This is a genomic window from Pseudomonas sp. H2_D02, from assembly GCF_054677635.1.
On the sequence record NZ_CP162816.1, the window covers coordinates 4,986,819 to 5,003,493 of the forward strand.

The 16,675-nt window shown below is 61.3% G+C and carries 13 protein-coding genes and 2 pseudogenes; all 15 read left to right on the top strand.

Annotated elements, in window-relative coordinates:
• The 15 genes and pseudogenes from AB4N42_RS22725 (at window position 1) to AB4N42_RS22795 (ending at window position 16,656) form a co-directional block, all read left to right on the top strand.
• Window positions 1-201, top strand: a complete 201-nt coding sequence (locus AB4N42_RS22725) for a cbb3-type cytochrome oxidase subunit 3 (RefSeq protein WP_030140907.1) — start codon at window positions 1-3, stop codon at window positions 199-201.
• Window positions 198-1,151 carry a cytochrome-c oxidase, cbb3-type subunit III gene (ccoP, locus tag AB4N42_RS22730; protein ID WP_198797754.1) on the top strand — a complete coding sequence of 318 codons (954 nt, stop codon included), beginning with the start codon at window positions 198-200 and terminating at the stop codon, window positions 1,149-1,151. The genes AB4N42_RS22725 and ccoP (AB4N42_RS22730) overlap by 4 nt, the downstream gene beginning before the upstream one ends.
• Before the next feature lie 481 nt (window positions 1,152-1,632).
• Window positions 1,633-3,075: a cytochrome-c oxidase, cbb3-type subunit I gene (ccoN, locus tag AB4N42_RS22735; protein ID WP_030140905.1), complete on the top strand. Its 1,443-nt coding sequence runs from the start codon at window positions 1,633-1,635 to the stop codon at window positions 3,073-3,075.
• Complete coding sequence (gene ccoO, locus AB4N42_RS22740; RefSeq protein WP_003199605.1) at window positions 3,075-3,683, top strand: cytochrome-c oxidase, cbb3-type subunit II; 609 nt, start codon at window positions 3,075-3,077, stop codon at window positions 3,681-3,683. The genes ccoN and ccoO overlap by 1 nt, the downstream gene beginning before the upstream one ends.
• Window positions 3,684-3,688: 5 nt before the next feature.
• Window positions 3,689-3,874 carry a CcoQ/FixQ family Cbb3-type cytochrome c oxidase assembly chaperone gene (locus AB4N42_RS22745; RefSeq protein WP_003183474.1) on the top strand — a complete coding sequence of 62 codons (186 nt, stop codon included), beginning with the start codon at window positions 3,689-3,691 and terminating at the stop codon, window positions 3,872-3,874.
• The gene (gene ccoP, locus AB4N42_RS22750) at window positions 3,871-4,854 is read left to right on the top strand and encodes a cytochrome-c oxidase, cbb3-type subunit III (RefSeq protein ID WP_030140904.1); all 984 of its coding nucleotides are present in this window, start codon (window positions 3,871-3,873) and stop codon (window positions 4,852-4,854) included. The genes AB4N42_RS22745 and ccoP (AB4N42_RS22750) overlap by 4 nt, the downstream gene beginning before the upstream one ends.
• Before the next feature lie 151 nt (window positions 4,855-5,005).
• Entirely contained in the window at window positions 5,006-5,260 is a 255-nt protein-coding gene (locus AB4N42_RS22755) for a type II toxin-antitoxin system Phd/YefM family antitoxin (RefSeq protein WP_030140903.1), read from the top strand.
• A pseudogene (locus AB4N42_RS22760) lies at window positions 5,261-5,672 on the top strand (PIN domain-containing protein).
• A 95-nt stretch (window positions 5,673-5,767) separates the two neighbouring features.
• A pseudogene (locus AB4N42_RS22765) lies at window positions 5,768-10,127 on the top strand (RHS repeat-associated core domain-containing protein).
• Window positions 10,128-10,487, top strand: a complete 360-nt coding sequence (locus AB4N42_RS22770; protein WP_460115409.1) for a hypothetical protein — start codon at window positions 10,128-10,130, stop codon at window positions 10,485-10,487. It begins immediately after the preceding pseudogene.
• A complete protein-coding gene (locus tag AB4N42_RS22775; protein ID WP_460115410.1) occupies window positions 10,463-11,278 on the top strand; it encodes a suppressor of fused domain protein in 816 nt (271 codons plus the stop codon). The genes AB4N42_RS22770 and AB4N42_RS22775 overlap by 25 nt, the downstream gene beginning before the upstream one ends.
• A 31-nt stretch (window positions 11,279-11,309) precedes the next feature.
• On the top strand, window positions 11,310-11,786 hold the full coding sequence (locus tag AB4N42_RS22780; RefSeq protein ID WP_198797758.1) for an SMI1/KNR4 family protein: 477 nt from the start codon (window positions 11,310-11,312) through the stop codon (window positions 11,784-11,786).
• Between the two features lie 301 nt (window positions 11,787-12,087).
• Window positions 12,088-13,503, top strand: a complete 1,416-nt coding sequence (gene ccoG, locus AB4N42_RS22785; protein WP_030140898.1) for a cytochrome c oxidase accessory protein CcoG — start codon at window positions 12,088-12,090, stop codon at window positions 13,501-13,503.
• Between the two features lie 11 nt (window positions 13,504-13,514).
• A complete protein-coding gene (locus AB4N42_RS22790; protein ID WP_030140897.1) occupies window positions 13,515-14,054 on the top strand; it encodes a FixH family protein in 540 nt (179 codons plus the stop codon).
• A gap of 157 nt (window positions 14,055-14,211) precedes the next feature.
• Window positions 14,212-16,656, top strand: a complete 2,445-nt coding sequence (locus AB4N42_RS22795) for a heavy metal translocating P-type ATPase (protein ID WP_217861547.1) — start codon at window positions 14,212-14,214, stop codon at window positions 16,654-16,656.
• Window positions 16,657-16,675: the final 19 nt, after the last annotated feature.

The following is a 16,675-nucleotide window of genomic DNA, read 5'->3' on the forward strand; positions in this document are numbered from 1 at the left end:
ATGGTGCTTGAAATGAGTACTGGCATGATCCGCGGCCTGGGCACCGTCGTGGTGTTCATCGCCTTCATCGGCCTGATCCTGTGGGTGTACAGCAGCAAGCGCGGGCCGGAATTCGCCCAGGCGCGCCTGCTGCCGTTCGCCGACGAACCGCCCGCCGACATTACCCCCCAAGACCCCGCACCAAGGAGTACCCGGTCATGACCACTTTCTGGAGTACGTGGATCTGCGTACTGACCATTGGCAGCCTGATCGGCCTGACGTGGCTGCTGATCGGCACCCGCAAGGGCGAGACCAAGGGCAGCGTCGACCAGACCATGGGCCACAGCTTCGACGGCATCGAGGAATACGACAACCCGCTGCCGCAATGGTGGTTCCTGTTGTTCGCCGGCACGTTGGTGTTTTCCGTTGGCTACCTGGTCCTTTACCCGGGCCTGGGCAATTGGAAAGGCATCCTGCCCGGCTACGACAACGGCTGGACCGGCGCCCATGAATGGGAAAAGGAAATGGCCAAGGCCGACGCCAAGTTCGGGCCGATCTTCGCCAAGTTCTCGGCGATGCCTGTAGAGGAAGTCGCCAAGGACCCACAAGCCTTGAAGATGGGCGGTCGCCTGTTCGCCTCCAACTGCTCGGTCTGCCACGGCTCGGACGCCAAGGGTGCCTTCGGCTTCCCGAACCTGGCCGACAGCAACTGGCGCTGGGGCGGCGCGGCCGACACCATCAAGACGACCATCATGGGTGGCCGCATGGCGGCGATGCCGGCCTGGGGCGAAGTGCTGGGGGACGCCGGGGTCAAGAACGTGGCCGCGTATGTGCGCCACGACTTGGCGGGCCTGCCCTTGCCGGCGGACAGCGGTGCCGACCTGCAAGCCGGCCAGCAAGCGTTCAACACCACCTGCGTCGCTTGCCATGGCGCCAATGGCCAAGGTACCGAAGCCATGGGCGCGCCGAACCTGACGCAACCGGCCGGTTTCATCTACGGCACCAGCCTGGCCCAGTTGCAGCAGACCATTCGCCATGGGCGCCAAGGCCACATGCCGGCGCAAAATGAGCTGCTGGGCAATGACAAGGTGCAGCTGCTCGCGGCCTACGTCTACAGCCTGTCCCACAACGCCAGCACCGAACGCCTGCAAGCTGAACACAAAAGCGAATAAATCCTGACCACACGAACAGCCGCATTCATCTGGATGCGGCTGTTCCGTTCCCCTGCGCGACGCATTGTCGCACCCTCCCATCGTCTTCCTTTCGATTCTCTGGAATCGGGTCTAAGCTTGCCTTTGCGTGCACTGGCGACTGCCGGTTTCAGGTCAATCCGACCCGATGCGTTCGACAATCGTTCGTTCAAGAGGCCGCAAACGCAGGTGAATACCGGCTGTTGCGACAGTTGCCTGGCATCCCCCGAACGCCGTGTTTGAACACACCCCGTTACAACCGACCTGACCCCCTCGCCTCCTTCCTTCGTCGAGACATTTTGCCGTGGGCCAATTTTGTCCCTACAGAGAACATGGAAAGGCCGCAGAATCAGCTTTGGAAAGCATTGACCCAGGTCATGGCGCGTTGCAATGCCCCCCCGCTTTCTCCATACTTGCGACCGATTTTTATCCTAATAAAACACCCAAACCGTGGAACCTTAGAATGAGCACAGCAATCAGTCCGACTGCTTATAACTATAAGGTAGTCCGCCAGTTCGCCATCATGACGGTGGTCTGGGGGATCCTTGGCATGGGGCTCGGTGTCTTCATCGCCTCGCAACTGGTCTGGCCGGAGTTGAACTTCGATCTGCCATGGACGACATTTGGACGCCTGCGCCCGCTGCACACCAACCTGGTGATCTTCGCCTTCGGTGGTTGTGCGTTGTTTGCCACTTCTTACTATGTCGTGCAGCGAACCTGCCAGACGCGACTGATTTCCGACAGCCTCGCGGCCTTCACCTTCTGGGGTTGGCAAGCGGTGATCGTCGGCGCGATCGTGACCTTGCCAATGGGTTTCACCACCACCAAGGAATACGCCGAGCTGGAATGGCCCCTGGCTATCCTGCTGGCCATCGTCTGGGTGACCTACGGTCTGGTGTTCTTCGGCACCATCGTCAAGCGCAAGACCAAGCACATCTATGTCGGCAACTGGTTCTACGGTGCCTTCATCGTCGTGACCGCCATGCTGCACATCGTCAACCACGCGTCGCTGCCAGTCAGCTTCTTCAAGTCGTATTCGGCCTACTCGGGCGCGACCGACGCGATGATCCAGTGGTGGTACGGCCACAACGCCGTGGGCTTCTTCCTGACCACCGGCTTTTTGGGGATGATGTACTACTTCGTGCCGAAGCAGGCCGAGCGTCCGATCTATTCCTATCGCCTGTCCATCGTCCACTTCTGGGCGCTGATCACCCTCTACATCTGGGCCGGTCCGCACCACCTGCACTACACCGCGCTGCCGGACTGGGCGCAGTCCCTGGGCATGGCGATGTCGATCATCCTGCTGGCGCCAAGCTGGGGCGGCATGATCAACGGCATGATGACCCTCTCGGGCGCCTGGCATAAGCTACGCACCGACCCGATTCTGCGCTTCCTGGTGGTATCGCTGGCGTTCTACGGCATGTCGACCTTCGAAGGCCCGATGATGGCCATCAAGACCGTCAACTCCCTGAGCCACTACACCGACTGGACCATCGGCCACGTACACGCCGGTGCACTCGGCTGGGTAGCGATGATCTCCATCGGCGCCATCTACCACATGATCCCGAAACTGTTCGGCCGTGCGCAGATGCACAGCACCGGCCTGATCAACGCGCACTTCTGGCTCGCGACCATCGGCACCGTGCTCTACATCGCCTCGATGTGGGTCAACGGTATTACCCAGGGCCTGATGTGGCGTGCGATCAACGACGACGGCACCCTGACCTACTCGTTCGTCGAAGCGCTGCAAGCCAGCCATCCTGGTTTCATCGTGCGTGCCCTGGGCGGCGCGTTCTTCGCCAGCGGCATGCTGTTGATGGCCTACAACGTGTATCGCACCGTTCGTGCCTCTGACCCGGCTGAAGCTGAAGCCGCCGCCAAGATCGCCGTAGTTGGAGCTCACTGATGAAGCACGAAGCAGTAGAGAAGAATATCGGCCTGCTGGCCTTCTTCATGGTCATCGCCGTCAGTATCGGCGGCCTGACCCAGATCGTTCCGCTGTTCTTCCAGGACGTGACCAACAAGCCGGTCGAGGGCATGAAGCCGCGCACCGCCCTTGAACTGGAAGGCCGGGACATCTACATCGCCAACGGCTGTGTCGGCTGCCACTCGCAGATGATCCGTCCGTTCCGTGCCGAAACCGAACGCTACGGCCACTACTCCGTTGCCGGCGAAAGCGTCTGGGACCACCCGTTCCTGTGGGGTTCCAAACGTACCGGCCCGGACCTGGCCCGCGTTGGCGGCCGCTACTCCGACGACTGGCACCGTGCGCACTTGTACAACCCGCGCAACGTCGTGCCTGAGTCGAAGATGCCGGCCTACCCGTTCCTCGTAGAAAACAAGCTCGACGGCAAAGACACCGCCAAGAAAATGGAAGTCTTGCGTACCCTGGGCGTGCCTTACACCGATGAAGACATCGCCGGTGCCAAGGATGCCGTCAAGGGCAAGACCGAAATGGACGCGCTGGTGGCCTATCTGCAAGGCCTGGGCACCATCATCAAAAGCAAACGGTGATTTGGATGGATATCGGGATGATTCGTGGCCTGGGTACCGTCGTCGTGATGGTGGCCTTCATCGGCCTGGCGCTGTGGGTATTCAGCCCCAAGCGCAAGTCGGAGTTCGACGACGCGACCTTGCTGCCGTTCGCGGATGATCCCGAAGCCATCAAGCACGTCGAGCAAGCTTCTAGGAGTAACAAAGAATGACTACATTCTGGAGTCTGTACGTCACAGTCCTCAGCCTGGGAACGATCTTCTCCCTGACCTGGCTGCTGCTGTCGACCCGCAAGGGCCAGCGCAGCGAAGCCACCGAAGAGACGGTCGGCCACTCCTTCGACGGGATCGAGGAGTACGATAATCCGCTGCCGAAATGGTGGTTCATGCTGTTCGTGGGCACCATCATTTTCGCCCTTGGCTACCTGGTCCTCTACCCTGGCCTGGGCAACTGGAAAGGCCTGCTGCCAGGCTACAACTACCTGGACACCGAAAAGCAGACCGCCTTCGCCAACGGCCAGACCGGCTGGACCGGCGTGCACGAGTGGGAAAAGGAAATGGCTCGCTCGGACGCCAAGTTCGGTCCGATCTTCGCCAAATTCGCCTCCATGCCGATCGAAGAAGTCGCCAAGGACCCGCAAGCGTTGAAAATGGGCGGTCGCCTATTTGCTTCCAACTGCTCGGTCTGCCACGGTTCCGACGCCAAGGGTGCCTACGGATTCCCCAACCTGACCGACGCCGACTGGCGCTGGGGCGGCGAGCCGGAGACCATCAAGACCACCATCATGGGCGGTCGTCACGCCGTGATGCCGGGCTGGGCCGCCGTGGTCGGCGAGCAAGGCGTGGCTGACGTGGCTTCCTACCTGGTGACCAGCCTGCACGGTCGCAAGCTGCCCGAAGGCGCCAAGGCCGATCCAGCCAATGGCCAGAAACTGTTCGCAGCCAACTGCGTGGCCTGCCACGGTCCAGCCGGCAAGGGCACGCCCGCCATGGGCGCTCCCGACCTGACGCACCCGGCCGGCTTCATCTATGGTTCGAGCTTCGCCCAGCTGCAGCAGACCATCCGCTACGGTCGCCAGGGCCAGATGCCGGCCCAGGCTGACCTGCAAGGCAACGACAAGGTCCACCTGCTGGCAGCCTATGTCTACAGCCTGTCGCACGGCGAAAAGGCTCCGGCCGCTGACGCTCAGTAAGGCGAGTCACTGGTACACGGAAGGCCCCGCCAATCTGATTGGCGGGGCCTTTTTTTTCGACCGTCGAAACATCACGAGCCTGTTTCCCCTTGCCTGCACCCTGGCGCCAGTAGTAACGTGCCTACATTCGATTTTCTTGGGGGACGCCAGCATGTCCGTCACCACTATTTCCAGCCGCGAATTCAACCACGACACAAGTGGTGCCAAAAAAGCCACCCGTGAAGGGCCGGTCATCATCACCGACCGTGGCAAGCCGGCCCATGTGCTGCTAAGCATTGAGGAGTACCAGAAACTGACCGGCGTTGGCGCCAGCATTGTCGAGTTGCTGGTCATGCCCGATGCGCCGGATATCGACTTCGATGCCGAGCGTGCCGTCATTACGCCCCGCTCGGTGGACCTGTCCTGAATGTTTCTACTCGATACCAATGTCATCTCGGAGCTGCGCAAACCCCAGGCCGATAAAAACGTGCAGGCCTGGGCGCGCAGCGTGCCCGCCCCCAGCCTCTACGTCTCGGCGATTACCGTACTGGAACTGGAAACCGGCGTCTTGCGCTTCGAGCGCAAGGATCCGGTGCAAGGCAGTCGCCTGCGTGCGTGGCTGGACAACCACGTCATGCCCACGTTTGCCGGCAGGGATTCTCGTAGTCGACCGCGCCGTGGCGCTTCGCTGCGCGCGTCTTCATGTTCCCGATCGCAGCAACGAATGCGATGCGTTGATTGCCGCCACCGCGCTGGTCCACGGGTTGACCGTGGTGACGCGCAACGTGACGGATTTCCAGAGCAGCGGCGTGGCGCTGCTCAACCCTTGGTCAAGCTGACATCACGACGGACCCGTAACTTACCGCCAGGGAGACAGGCGCAATGAAACGCATCGAACCATTCCAGCACACAGGCATCGGCCTGGGCTTCGCGCATGTCTGACGCACTCTGGGCTGCCCGCCTGGGCGATGCACTCAACCACACTTCGATGATGGCCGACGTCCTTGGCGGCGTGCTGGAAGTGGCGGCGAACATTGCGATTACTGCCGTGGCGACCGCCGCGGTGGTCGCGGCCACGGGCATTACCGTGGTCACCGGCGGCCTGGGCTGCTTCGTGCTCGGACTGGTGGTGGGAACGGTGGTCGGGCTTGCCATGAGCAAGACCGGGGCCGACAAAGGGTTGAGCAATATATGCGAGGGCATCGGCAACGCCCTCTTTCCGCCCACGGTCCAGGCCAACATCCTCACCGGCTCCACTGACACCCTCACCAATAACATCCCCGCAGCCCGCGCCGCCGGGGCGATTCCGTCCCACGTCGCCCCGGCCGGCACCGAGCTTGAAGCGCCCGAGCCTGAAGAAGAACCCAGCTACCTGGACATGGCCGGGGAGTTCTTCTCGCAAATGTGGCGCCCCACCGTCGCCACGCCCGCCCCCGGCGCCGTGCCCAAGCCGGAGGACCTGGTCATCTGCATGAAGCATCCGCCGATGCCACCGCAGTTCATGGCCGAAGGTTCGGACAAGGTCACCATCAACGGCCAGCCCGCCGTACGCAGCGGCGACCGCAGCACCTGCGATGCAACGGTGGTGTCGGCCGGGCTGATTTCGTCCAACGTGACCATTGGCGGCGGTTCGGTGGTGGTGCGCGAGATCCGCAGCGGCAAGACCCCGGGTGTTGGCCTGGCGGTCACAGCCCTGTTGATGCTCAAGGGCGGCAAGGGCAAATTCTTCAGCAAGCTGCCGTGCATGCTGGTGGGCGGCGCGGTGTCCATGGCCGCCAGCAGCGCGGCGAACGCAGCCGCCAACGCGGCCCTGGGCTCATCCAATCCGGTGCACGCCGCCACGGGCGCCAAGGTGCTTGGCGGTGGTGAAGAGCTGGATTTCGTCTTGCCCGGCATCCTGCCGATCGACTGGCAACGCTTCTACAACAGCCGTGACGAGCGTCGCGACAGCCTGTTCGGTGCCGGCTGGAGCGTGACCTATGAGGTACGGGTCGACATCCTGCCCCACCCCGACGGCGGCGAAACCCTGGTCTACACCGACGAACAGGCGCGCGCCATCGACATGGGATCGATCCCGTTGGGCGGCGCGGTGTTCAGTGCCGGCGAAGGCCTGGCGGTGCGCCGCCATGTGAGTGGGCAATTGCTGATCGAAAGCGATGACGGCCTGTACCGTTTGTTCGAACCCACGCCGGCCAACCCATCCCACTTGCGCCTGAGCCAACTGGGCGACCGCAACGACAACCGTATCCACCTCGACTATGACGAGGGCGGGCGCCTGGTGCGGCTGCGCGACACCTTCGATCTGGTGCAGGTCGAGCTGATTCGAGAAGGCGAACGCGTCAGCCAGATTCAACGGCTCTACCCTGATCAATCGCGGGAAGTGCTGGTCAGCTACGCCTACGACGCATCGGGCAATCTCGCCGAAGTACGCGACGCTGGCAACCAGATGCAACGGCGCTTCAGCTATGACGCTGGACGGCGGATGGTCGAGCACCAACTGCCCACCGGCCTGCGCTGCCTCTACGAATGGGCCTTGATCGATGACCAGGAATGGCGCGTGGTCCGGCACTGGACTGATGAGGGTGATGCCTACCAGTTCGACTATGACTTGCAAGCCGGCATCACCCGCATCAGCGACAGCCTGCAACGCACCAGCATCCGGCACTGGAACAGCCAGCACCAGATCGTCCGGTTCAGCGACAACCTCGGCCAGACGTGGCTGTTCGAATGGAACGATGAGCGCCAGTTGCTCAGTGCTACCGATCCACAAGGCGGCCAGTACTCATTCAGCTACGACGACGCCGGCAACCTGATCAGCGAAACCGACCCGTTGGGCCGCAGCGAGTCCACCCTCTGGCTCGAACATTGGGCCCTGCCGCTGGTGGACACTGATGCCGCCGGCAATAGCTGGACGTACAGCTACGATCAACGCGGCAACTGCACGGCGCAAACCGACCCGCTGGGCCATCGCACCCGCTACCGCTACGACGCCCACGGCCAGGTGGTAGAAATCATCGATGCGACCGGCAAAAGCAAGAAGCTGCGCTGGAACCCGTTCGGCCAACTGGTCGAACACGTTGATTGCTCGGGTTACCCGACACGCTTTAGTTATGACGCGCGCGGTTACCTGCAAACCATCACTGACGCCCTCGGCGAGCGCACCCAATTCAGCTACGACGCCCAAGGCCGGCTGCTGGGCAGCCAATTGCCGGACGGCCGCACCGAGCATTATCAGCGCGACAGCGCCGGCCAGCTCACCGGCTACACCGACCCGGTCGGGCACACCACGCACTACCAGCACAACCGCCGCGGCCAGGTCCGCCTACGCACCGACGCCCAGGGCCGGCAAGTGCAGTTCGCCTACGACAGCTTCGGCCGGCTGCAAGCGCTGGTCAACGAGAATGGCGAGAGCTACCGGTTTGCCTGGGACGCTGGGGATCGGTTGAGCGAGCAACAAGACCTGGATGGCAGCGCCAAACGCTACGACTACGACCGCCTCGACAACGTCGCGGCAGTGACGGCGATGCCTGCACCGTACGGCACGGGCCTGGCGCTCATTCCCGAAATACCGCCGGCGCCCATCGTCCATTGCCTGGAACGCGATGCCGTGGGCCGCCTGATCGCCAAAGTCACCGACGACGGCCGCACCGAATACCGCTACGACCCGCTGGACCAACTCACCGCCGTCACCTTCACCGACCTGCAGGGCAACGCCCAGACCCTGAGCTTCGCCTACGACGCCACCGGCCAGTTGCTCGCCGAAAACAGCAGCGCCGGCAGCCTGCAACATCACTACGACGAACTCGGCAACCTGATCCAGACCCAACTGCCCGATGGCCGCTGGGTCAACCGCCTGTACTACGGCAGCGGCAACCTGCACCAGATCAACCTCGACGGCCAGGTCATCAGCGACTTCGAGCGCGACCGCCTGCACCGCGAAGTGCTGCGCACCCAAGGGCAGATCAGCACCCGCAGTGAATACGACCGCAGCGGCCGCCTACGCACGCGACAACGCCGCCACAGCAGCCAACCCTCAGCTGCTGCCGGCGGCGGTGCAAAAACACTTCGAGTACGACCCCGCCGACAACCTCATCGGCAAACTCGACCAGCAACCCGCCGCGCAACAGCGCCAGTTGCTGCACTACGACGCCACCGGCCGCATCATCGCCAGCCAGGACAGCCTGCACGGCCAGCGCGAGACCTTCACCTACGACGCCGCCGCCAACCTGCTGGACGGCCCAGCCCCCGGCGCCGGATTGGTGGTGCACAACAAACTGCTGACCTACCAGGACAAGCGCTACCGCTACGACGCCTTCGGCCGGATGATCGAAAAACGCAGCGCCAAACGCGGCGTGCAACACTTTGCCTACGACGCCGAAAGCCGCTTGATCGAGGTGCGCAGCGACAACGGCAGCGTGGTGGAAATGGCCTACGACCCGCTGGGCCGGCGCATCGCCAAGGCCGAGCACGACAACAATGGTTACCCGCTGGGCGAAACTCGCTTCACCTGGGATGGCCTGCGCCTGTTGCAGGAACACCGCCACCAGCAAACCAGCCTGTACCTCTACGAAGACGACGGCTACGAACCCCTGGCCCGCGTCGACGGCAGCGGCCCGCTGCAAAAGATCCGCTACTACCACAACGACCTCAACGGCCTGCCGGAACAACTCACCGAAGCCGACGGGCACAACGTTTGGCAGGCTGCGTATCGGGTATGGGGCAACACGCTGGAAGAGGTGCGCGAGCCGTACTACATCGAAGAGCAGAATTTGCGGTTCCAGGGGCAATACCTGGATCGGGAAACGGGGCTGCATTTTAATACGTTCAGGTTTTATGATCCGGATGTGGGGCGGTTTACTACGCCGGATCCGATTGGCTTGGCAGGTGGGTTCAACCTCTATCAATACGCACCGAATCCTATTGGGTGGGTGGATCCGTGGGGTTGGGAAGTTTGTCGACTCAGCGCCTCACAGAAGAGAGCGATGGGGCCTGCGCCTAAGGGTATGGTGAAGCCGCATTACCATCATATCGTCCGCGAAAAAGCTCCGAAAAGCTGGAGAGCGCAAAATCGAAAATACATTACCGACTCGCAAAAAATTCTGACCAAACACAAAATCGGCCTGAACGACGATCCGCGCAACTTCACTTGGGCCCAAAATGGTGGGGGAAATCACTCGGTAGCCAGCGCGAAAAAAGTTTATGAAATTCTTCAGAAAGCGGACATCGGTGGGACGGCCAGTGTCGAAAACGCATTGAAAAAAATGGGTGATCAAATGGCAAAAGGAATTTTTTAAATGACCAACCCAGAAGAAATTTATGAAAAGAACATCAAGGCTTTATCCGCCATTCATGCCGACATCGCCTCGGGAAATGAAGCCTCGCTAAAAAAGCGCCTGGAGGAAAATCCCGCTCTATTGCACCTACCCCTGTATGGCCTTGAGGGGCAGGAGACGTTGCTGCACATGGCTGCCGAACAGGGTCAAACCGAAGTTTGCCGCTTATTGGTGGCTTTAGGTATTGCACTGGACCAGCCTGCCCCGAGTTCTGGTAACAGCACCCCCCTTGCCGCCGCCGCCGCGGCAACGGACATCTACAAACATGCCAATGGTTTCTGGAGGCAGGTGCCTTGGTGGACGGTTGGCCTGACAGCATAACCACCCCGCTGATTGACGCGATCACCTCCGGGCACCAGCACATCGTCAATCTTCTTATAGAACACCATGCCGACATCAATCGACTGCACACCCGGCTGAATAACGCGCCGTTGGACATCGCCAATACGTGGGGATTTACAGACATTGCGGCCGTCTTAAGAAAAGCCGGGGCGGTCAGTATCATGGACGTTATTGAGAACCCGGCCGAAGAATTCGGCGGACCTATAGCCACTTTCGTGCACAACACAGCAGGTTGGGTTTTACCCGCGCAGCTAAGTCCCTTCAGTAATGAAGCGGGGCTGGAGCTGCGTATCAGCTGCATCGAGGGTAAGAACAAGTTCAAGTTACTCTTCACCATCGGACTTTTTGCCAAAAGCCCTCATACCGAATTATTCGTATGTTTGCCCGGTGACTGGCCTCTCACGCAGCAAGGTTTTCCCCCGCACAGTCCTTGGGTTTTCCCGGTTGAGTTGCTGTCCCTGCTCGCTCGCCACACGTTCGATAACGGCCCCTTGTCGGAAGGCCAGATCATTTCAAAAATAGATAAAGACTTCGCCCAGCTCAGCTGGCCGAGCGATACCGACGCGCTGTTGGTCGTGGACAAAATTTGGAACACCACCGAAGAACCCGTGGATGAACACCATGAGGACTCGGTAAAGCTCTACGTTCTGGTTCCCTTCAAGCTGCCGAAGAAAGGGCTGCCTGAGGGTGACGCTTTAGCCTCGCTCTTGGAAAAAAAACGAAAGGCGAGCTGGAAAAGTATCGCGTTGACTTCTCCGCTACAAAGTTAACGCGTAGAGGATGAATCTCCGGAGGGCAGTGATGCTTGAAAATAAATTTCCAGACCCTGAAACGGCCGTTACCTCGATGGACCTGGATCGTTTGGAATCTATCATTGGCAAGCGTCTACCGGCTCCCTTTCGGAGCCATTACCTCAAGTACAACGGTGGCGTACCGGAGCGCACCTACTGGCTCGGCGACGATTTCGACGAGCCATTGGAAGTGGCTGCCTTCAAGCCAATTGCTGGTAGTGATTCCACGGTGTTATCCACCTACCAGCTAATGCTGAAGAAACAGCTACTTCCTGCGAATTTATTACCTTTCGCAAATGACTGGGGTGGCAACTTCTTTTGCCTGAACCTTGATACCGAAGCCGTTAGCTATTTCACAACTGATAGCTTTGATAGCGGCCGGAGCCCTGAAGAGAACCAGACTCACTCCGAGAGACCTGTTTGTTCCAATTTCCTCCGTTTCGTCCAAGGCCTGATCCATGAAGATGACCTGGACGAGGAAGAATGAGCCAATACCACAACGTTTGATCCAAAACGGAAAGTCCCGTGGCGAGGGGGCTTGCTCTCGCTGGGCGGCGAAGCCACCCCCATCCAATCTCTGCCAACGCCATACCCTGTCTATAGTCAATTGATCCAGGTCATGACTTGTTACATCCGCTACACCATTCGGCCCAGACACCCAACGCGACCAAAGGTCGCACCCTTGACCTAGAGCGACAGGCGTATCATTGCGCCACTGCAACACCCTTTCTGACCGTAGCCGGCACGTACTGGCCTCGGCGTTTTTCCACTGCCGTGGGATGCATTTGATGAGCAACCAGATTCCGGTACATGACGTTACCCCGCCTGCCAAGGACGCCAACAAAAGCGTCGACCTGTATGCCTCTCGGGAAAAAATCTACACCCGCGCCTTCACGGGCCTGTTCCGCAACCTGCGAATGGTTGGCGGAGCCTTCCTGTTCCTGCTGTATTTCGGCACGGTCTGGTTGAATTGGGGCGGTCACCAGGCTGTCTGGTGGAACCTGCCGGAACGCAAATTCTTTATTTTCGGCGCCACCTTCTGGCCCCAGGATTTCATCCTGCTGTCGGGGATGTTGATCATCGCCGCCTTCGGCCTGTTTTTCATCACGGTGTATGCCGGTCGGGTCTGGTGCGGCTACACCTGCCCGCAAAGCGTCTGGACCTGGATCTACATGTGGTGCGAAAAGGTCACCGAGGGCGACCGCAACCAGCGCATCAAGCTCGACAAGGCGCCCATGAGCGCCAACAAATTTTTGCGCAAATTCGCCAAGCACAGCCTCTGGCTGCTGATCGGTTTCGTCACCGGCATGACCTTCGTCGGCTATTTCACGCCGATCCGCGAGCTGGTCTTCGAGTTCTTTACCGGCCAGGCCGATGGCTGGTCGTATTTCTGGGTCGGTTTCTTCACCCTCGCCACCTACGGCAATGCCGGCTGGCTGCGTGAACAAGTGTGCATCTACATGTGCCCTTACGCCCGCTTCCAGAGCGTGATGTTCGACAAGGACACCCTGATCGTTTCCTATGACCCACGTCGCGGTGAAAGCCGTGGCCCGCGCAAGAAAGGTATCGACTACAAGGCCCTGGGCCTCGGCGACTGTATCGACTGCACGATGTGCGTCCAGGTCTGCCCCACCGGCATCGACATCCGCGACGGCTTGCAGATCGAATGCATCGGTTGTGCAGCCTGTATCGATGCCTGCGACAACATCATGGACAAGATGGACTATCCGCGTGGCCTGATCAGCTACACCACCGAACACAACCTTTCGGGGCAGAAAACCCATAAACTGCGCCCGCGCCTGATCGGTTATGCCTTGGTGCTGCTGGCGATGATCAGCCTGCTGGTCACGGCGTTCTTCATGCGTTCGCTGGTGGGTTTCGACGTCAGCAAGGACCGCGTGCTGTATCGAGAAAACGCCGAAGGCCGGATCGAGAACGTCTACAGCCTGAAGATCATGAACAAGGACCAACGCGACCATACGTACGTGTTGGAAGCCGCCGGCTTGCCTGATCTCAAGCTGCAAGGCCGTCGCGAAATCAAGGTTGCCGCAGGCGAGATCTACAGCCAGCCGGTTGAACTGTCCAGCGCACCGGAACAACTGCCGTCGAGCACCAACGAGGTGACGTTCATCCTCAAGGATGCCGATGACGACAGCGTCCATGTTGAAGCCAAGAGCCGGTTCATCGGCCCACAGACTCGTTGAGAGAAATGCCCATGCCTGCAGCAACCGCCACCAGCCCTTGGTACAAGCACCTCTGGCCGTGGATCATCATCGGGATCCTCGCCTGCTCGGTAACGCTGAGCCTGACCATGGTGACCATTGCGGTGAAGAATCCGGACAACTTGGTCAACGACAACTATTACGAGGCTGGCAAAGGCATCAATCGCTCGCTGGAGCGCGAACTGCTGGCCCAGACCCTGCAATTGCATGCCAATGTGCAATTGGACGACCTTACCGGTGAAGTCAACCTGCGCCTGAACGGCAACAGCCGGCCCCAGACCGTGGAACTGAGCCTGATCTCGCCGACGCAGCCGGAGAAGGACCGCAAGATTGTCCTGACCCGCAACGACAGCGAACCGGGGCGCTATGTTGGCCAGTTGGCGGACAAGATCGAAGGTCGGCGCTTTGTCGAATTGCTCGGTGTGGAGAACGACAAGACCTGGCGGCTGTTCGAAGAAGAGCAGGTCAATCACAACCAGGACATCCTGCTGGGCGATGAGCCGCTGCAAGGCGCTGAAGACCTGAAGAAATAAGCTGCTTTTGTGGCGAGGGAGCTTGCTCCCGCTGGGTCGCGAAGCGGCCCTGTTTTTGATCCGACATTCCTCGGGCATATTACGTATTGAAACACGACTGCTGCGCAGCCGAGCGGGAGCAAGCTCCCTCGCCACAAAAGGCCTTCACCCGACAACCATGACCACCCCACAACCCTGCTACCACTGCGCCCTGCCCGTCCCTCCCGGCAGCCGCTTCACCGCCGTTGTCCTCGGCGAGACCCGCGAGCTGTGCTGCCCGGGCTGCCAGGCGGTAGCCGAGGCGATCGTCGCCGGCGGGTTGGAAAGTTACTACCTACATCGCAGTGAAGCGTCGGCCAACCCCGAGACCTTGCCCGTCCAGTTGACCGATGAGCTGGCACTGTACGATCGCCCGGACGTGCAGCAATCGTTCGTCCGCCATGAAGGCGACCTGTCCGAGACCACCCTGCTCATGGAAGGCATCAGTTGCGCGGCCTGCGGCTGGCTGATCGAAAAACACCTGCGCACCTTGCCGGCCGTGGCCGAGGCGCGGCTGAACCTGTCCAACCATCGCCTGCACGTCCGCTGGGCCGATGCTCAATTGCCGCTGAGCACATTGCTCGCCGAACTGCGCCAGATCGGCTACGCCGCGCACCCCTACCAGGCCGATCAGGCCAGCGAACAGCTCGCTGCGCAGAACCGCCTGGCCCTGCGCCAATTAGGGGTGGCGGGGTTGTTGTGGTTCCAGGCGATGATGGCGACCATGGCCACCTGGCCGGAATTCAACATCGACCTGAGCCCTGAGATGCACACCATCCTGCGCTGGGTCGCGCTGTTCCTGACGACGCCGATCGTGTTCTACAGCTGCGCACCGTTTTTCAAAGGCGCCATGCGCGACCTGCGCACCCGCCACCTGACCATGGACGTTTCGGTGTCCCTGGCCATTGGCAGTGCCTACATCGCCGGAATCTGGACGTCCATCACCGGTGCCGGCGAGTTGTACTTCGATGCCGTCGGCATGTTCGCCCTGTTCCTGCTGGCCGGCCGCTACCTGGAACGGCGGGCCCGGGAACGCACCGCTGCCGCCACCGCGCAATTGGTCAACCTGCTGCCCGCCTCGTGCCTGCGCCTGGATGATCACGGCCAGAGCGAGCGCATCCTGCTCAGCGAACTGCGCACGGGCGACCGGGTATTGGTCCAGCCCGGCGCGATCCTGCCGGCCGACGGCCGAATTCTCGACGGCCAGTCCAGCGTCGATGAATCGCTGCTGACCGGCGAATACTTGCCACAACCCCGCCAGGTCGGCGACGCGGTCACTGCGGGTACGCTGAATGTCGACGGCGCCCTGACCGTCGAAGTGCAAGCGCTGGGCCATGACACCCGGCTGTCAGCCATCGTGCGGCTGCTGGAACGGGCCCAGGCCGAAAAGCCACGACTGGCGGAAATCGCCGACCGCGCAGCCCAATGGTTCCTGCTGTTTTCCTTGATTGCCGCAGTCGCCATCGGCCTGCTGTGGTGGTACCTGGACGCATCCCGCGCCTTCTGGATCGTCTTGGCAATGCTGGTCGCCACCTGCCCTTGCGCGCTCTCGCTGGCGACGCCGACTGCCCTGACCGCCGCCACTGGGACCTTGCACAAACTCGGACTGCTGTTGACCCGAGGTCATGTGCTGGAGGGCCTGAACCAGATCGACACGGTGATTTTCGACAAGACCGGGACCCTGACCGAAGGCCGCCTGGCGTTGCGCGCCATTCGACCGCTCGCCGCACTCGACAGCGACCAGTGCCTGGCCTTGGCCGCGGCGTTGGAAAATCGCTCGGAACATCCTATTGCCCGTGCCTTCGGTCGCGCCCCGCTGGCCGCCGAGCACGTCCAAAGCTTCCCGGGCCTGGGCCTGGAGGGTTCAGTGGGCGAGCAGAGACTGCGCATCGGCCATCCAGTGTTCGTCTGCGAACCGAGTGGCGCCGCGGTACCGTTGATGCCGGACGAACCCGGGCAATGGCTGCTGTTGGGGGATGATGTCGGCCCCCTGGCCTGGTTTGTCCTCGACGATCGTTTGCGCACGGATGCCCCGGCGCTGCTGGCCGCCTGCAAGGCGCGGGGCTGGCGGACACTGCTGCTGTCCGGCGACAGCTCGCCGATGGTTGCCAGCGTCGCCGCCGAACTGGGCATCGATGAAGCCCGCGGCGGCTTGCGTCCGGACGACAAGCTGGCAGTGCTCCAACAATTGCATCAGCAAGGCCGCAAGGTGCTGATGCTCGGCGATGGTGTGAACGACGTGCCGGTATTGGCGGCGGCGGACATCAGCGTCGCCATGGGTTCGGCCACCGACCTGGCCAAGACCAGCGCCGACGCGGTGCTGCTGTCCAATCGCCTCGATGCCTTGATCCATGCCTTCAGCCTGGCCCGGCGCACCCGTCGGGTGATCATCGAGAACCTGGTCTGGGCAGGGCTGTACAATGGGCTCATGTTGCCGTTCGCCGCCCTCGGCTGGATCACGCCGGTGTGGGCCGCGGTCGGCATGTCCATCAGTTCGCTGACCGTGGTGCTGAATGCGCTGAGGCTGACCCGTCAACCGCAGGCGCTCGACGCCACACCCGATACCCGCCCGCTGCCGGCCTGAGCCGCGCGGGCATGGAGTT

Bases quoted from the DNA above. Each gene is read 5' to 3' on its own strand.
- AB4N42_RS22725 (WP_030140907.1), top strand. From the start codon at position 1: ATGGTGCTTGAAATGAGTACTGGCATGATCCGCGGCCTGGGCACCGTC.
- ccoP (WP_198797754.1), top strand. From the start codon at position 198: ATGACCACTTTCTGGAGTACGTGGATCTGCGTACTGACCATTGGCAGC.
- ccoN (WP_030140905.1), top strand. From the start codon at position 1,633: ATGAGCACAGCAATCAGTCCGACTGCTTATAACTATAAGGTAGTCCGC.
- ccoO (WP_003199605.1), top strand. From the start codon at position 3,075: ATGAAGCACGAAGCAGTAGAGAAGAATATCGGCCTGCTGGCCTTCTTC.
- AB4N42_RS22745 (WP_003183474.1), top strand. From the start codon at position 3,689: ATGGATATCGGGATGATTCGTGGCCTGGGTACCGTCGTCGTGATGGTG.
- ccoP (WP_030140904.1), top strand. From the start codon at position 3,871: ATGACTACATTCTGGAGTCTGTACGTCACAGTCCTCAGCCTGGGAACG.
- AB4N42_RS22755 (WP_030140903.1), top strand. From the start codon at position 5,006: ATGTCCGTCACCACTATTTCCAGCCGCGAATTCAACCACGACACAAGT.
- AB4N42_RS22770 (WP_460115409.1), top strand. From the start codon at position 10,128: ATGACCAACCCAGAAGAAATTTATGAAAAGAACATCAAGGCTTTATCC.
- AB4N42_RS22780 (WP_198797758.1), top strand. From the start codon at position 11,310: ATGCTTGAAAATAAATTTCCAGACCCTGAAACGGCCGTTACCTCGATG.
- ccoG (WP_030140898.1), top strand. From the start codon at position 12,088: ATGAGCAACCAGATTCCGGTACATGACGTTACCCCGCCTGCCAAGGAC.
- AB4N42_RS22790 (WP_030140897.1), top strand. From the start codon at position 13,515: ATGCCTGCAGCAACCGCCACCAGCCCTTGGTACAAGCACCTCTGGCCG.
- AB4N42_RS22795 (WP_217861547.1), top strand. From the start codon at position 14,212: ATGACCACCCCACAACCCTGCTACCACTGCGCCCTGCCCGTCCCTCCC.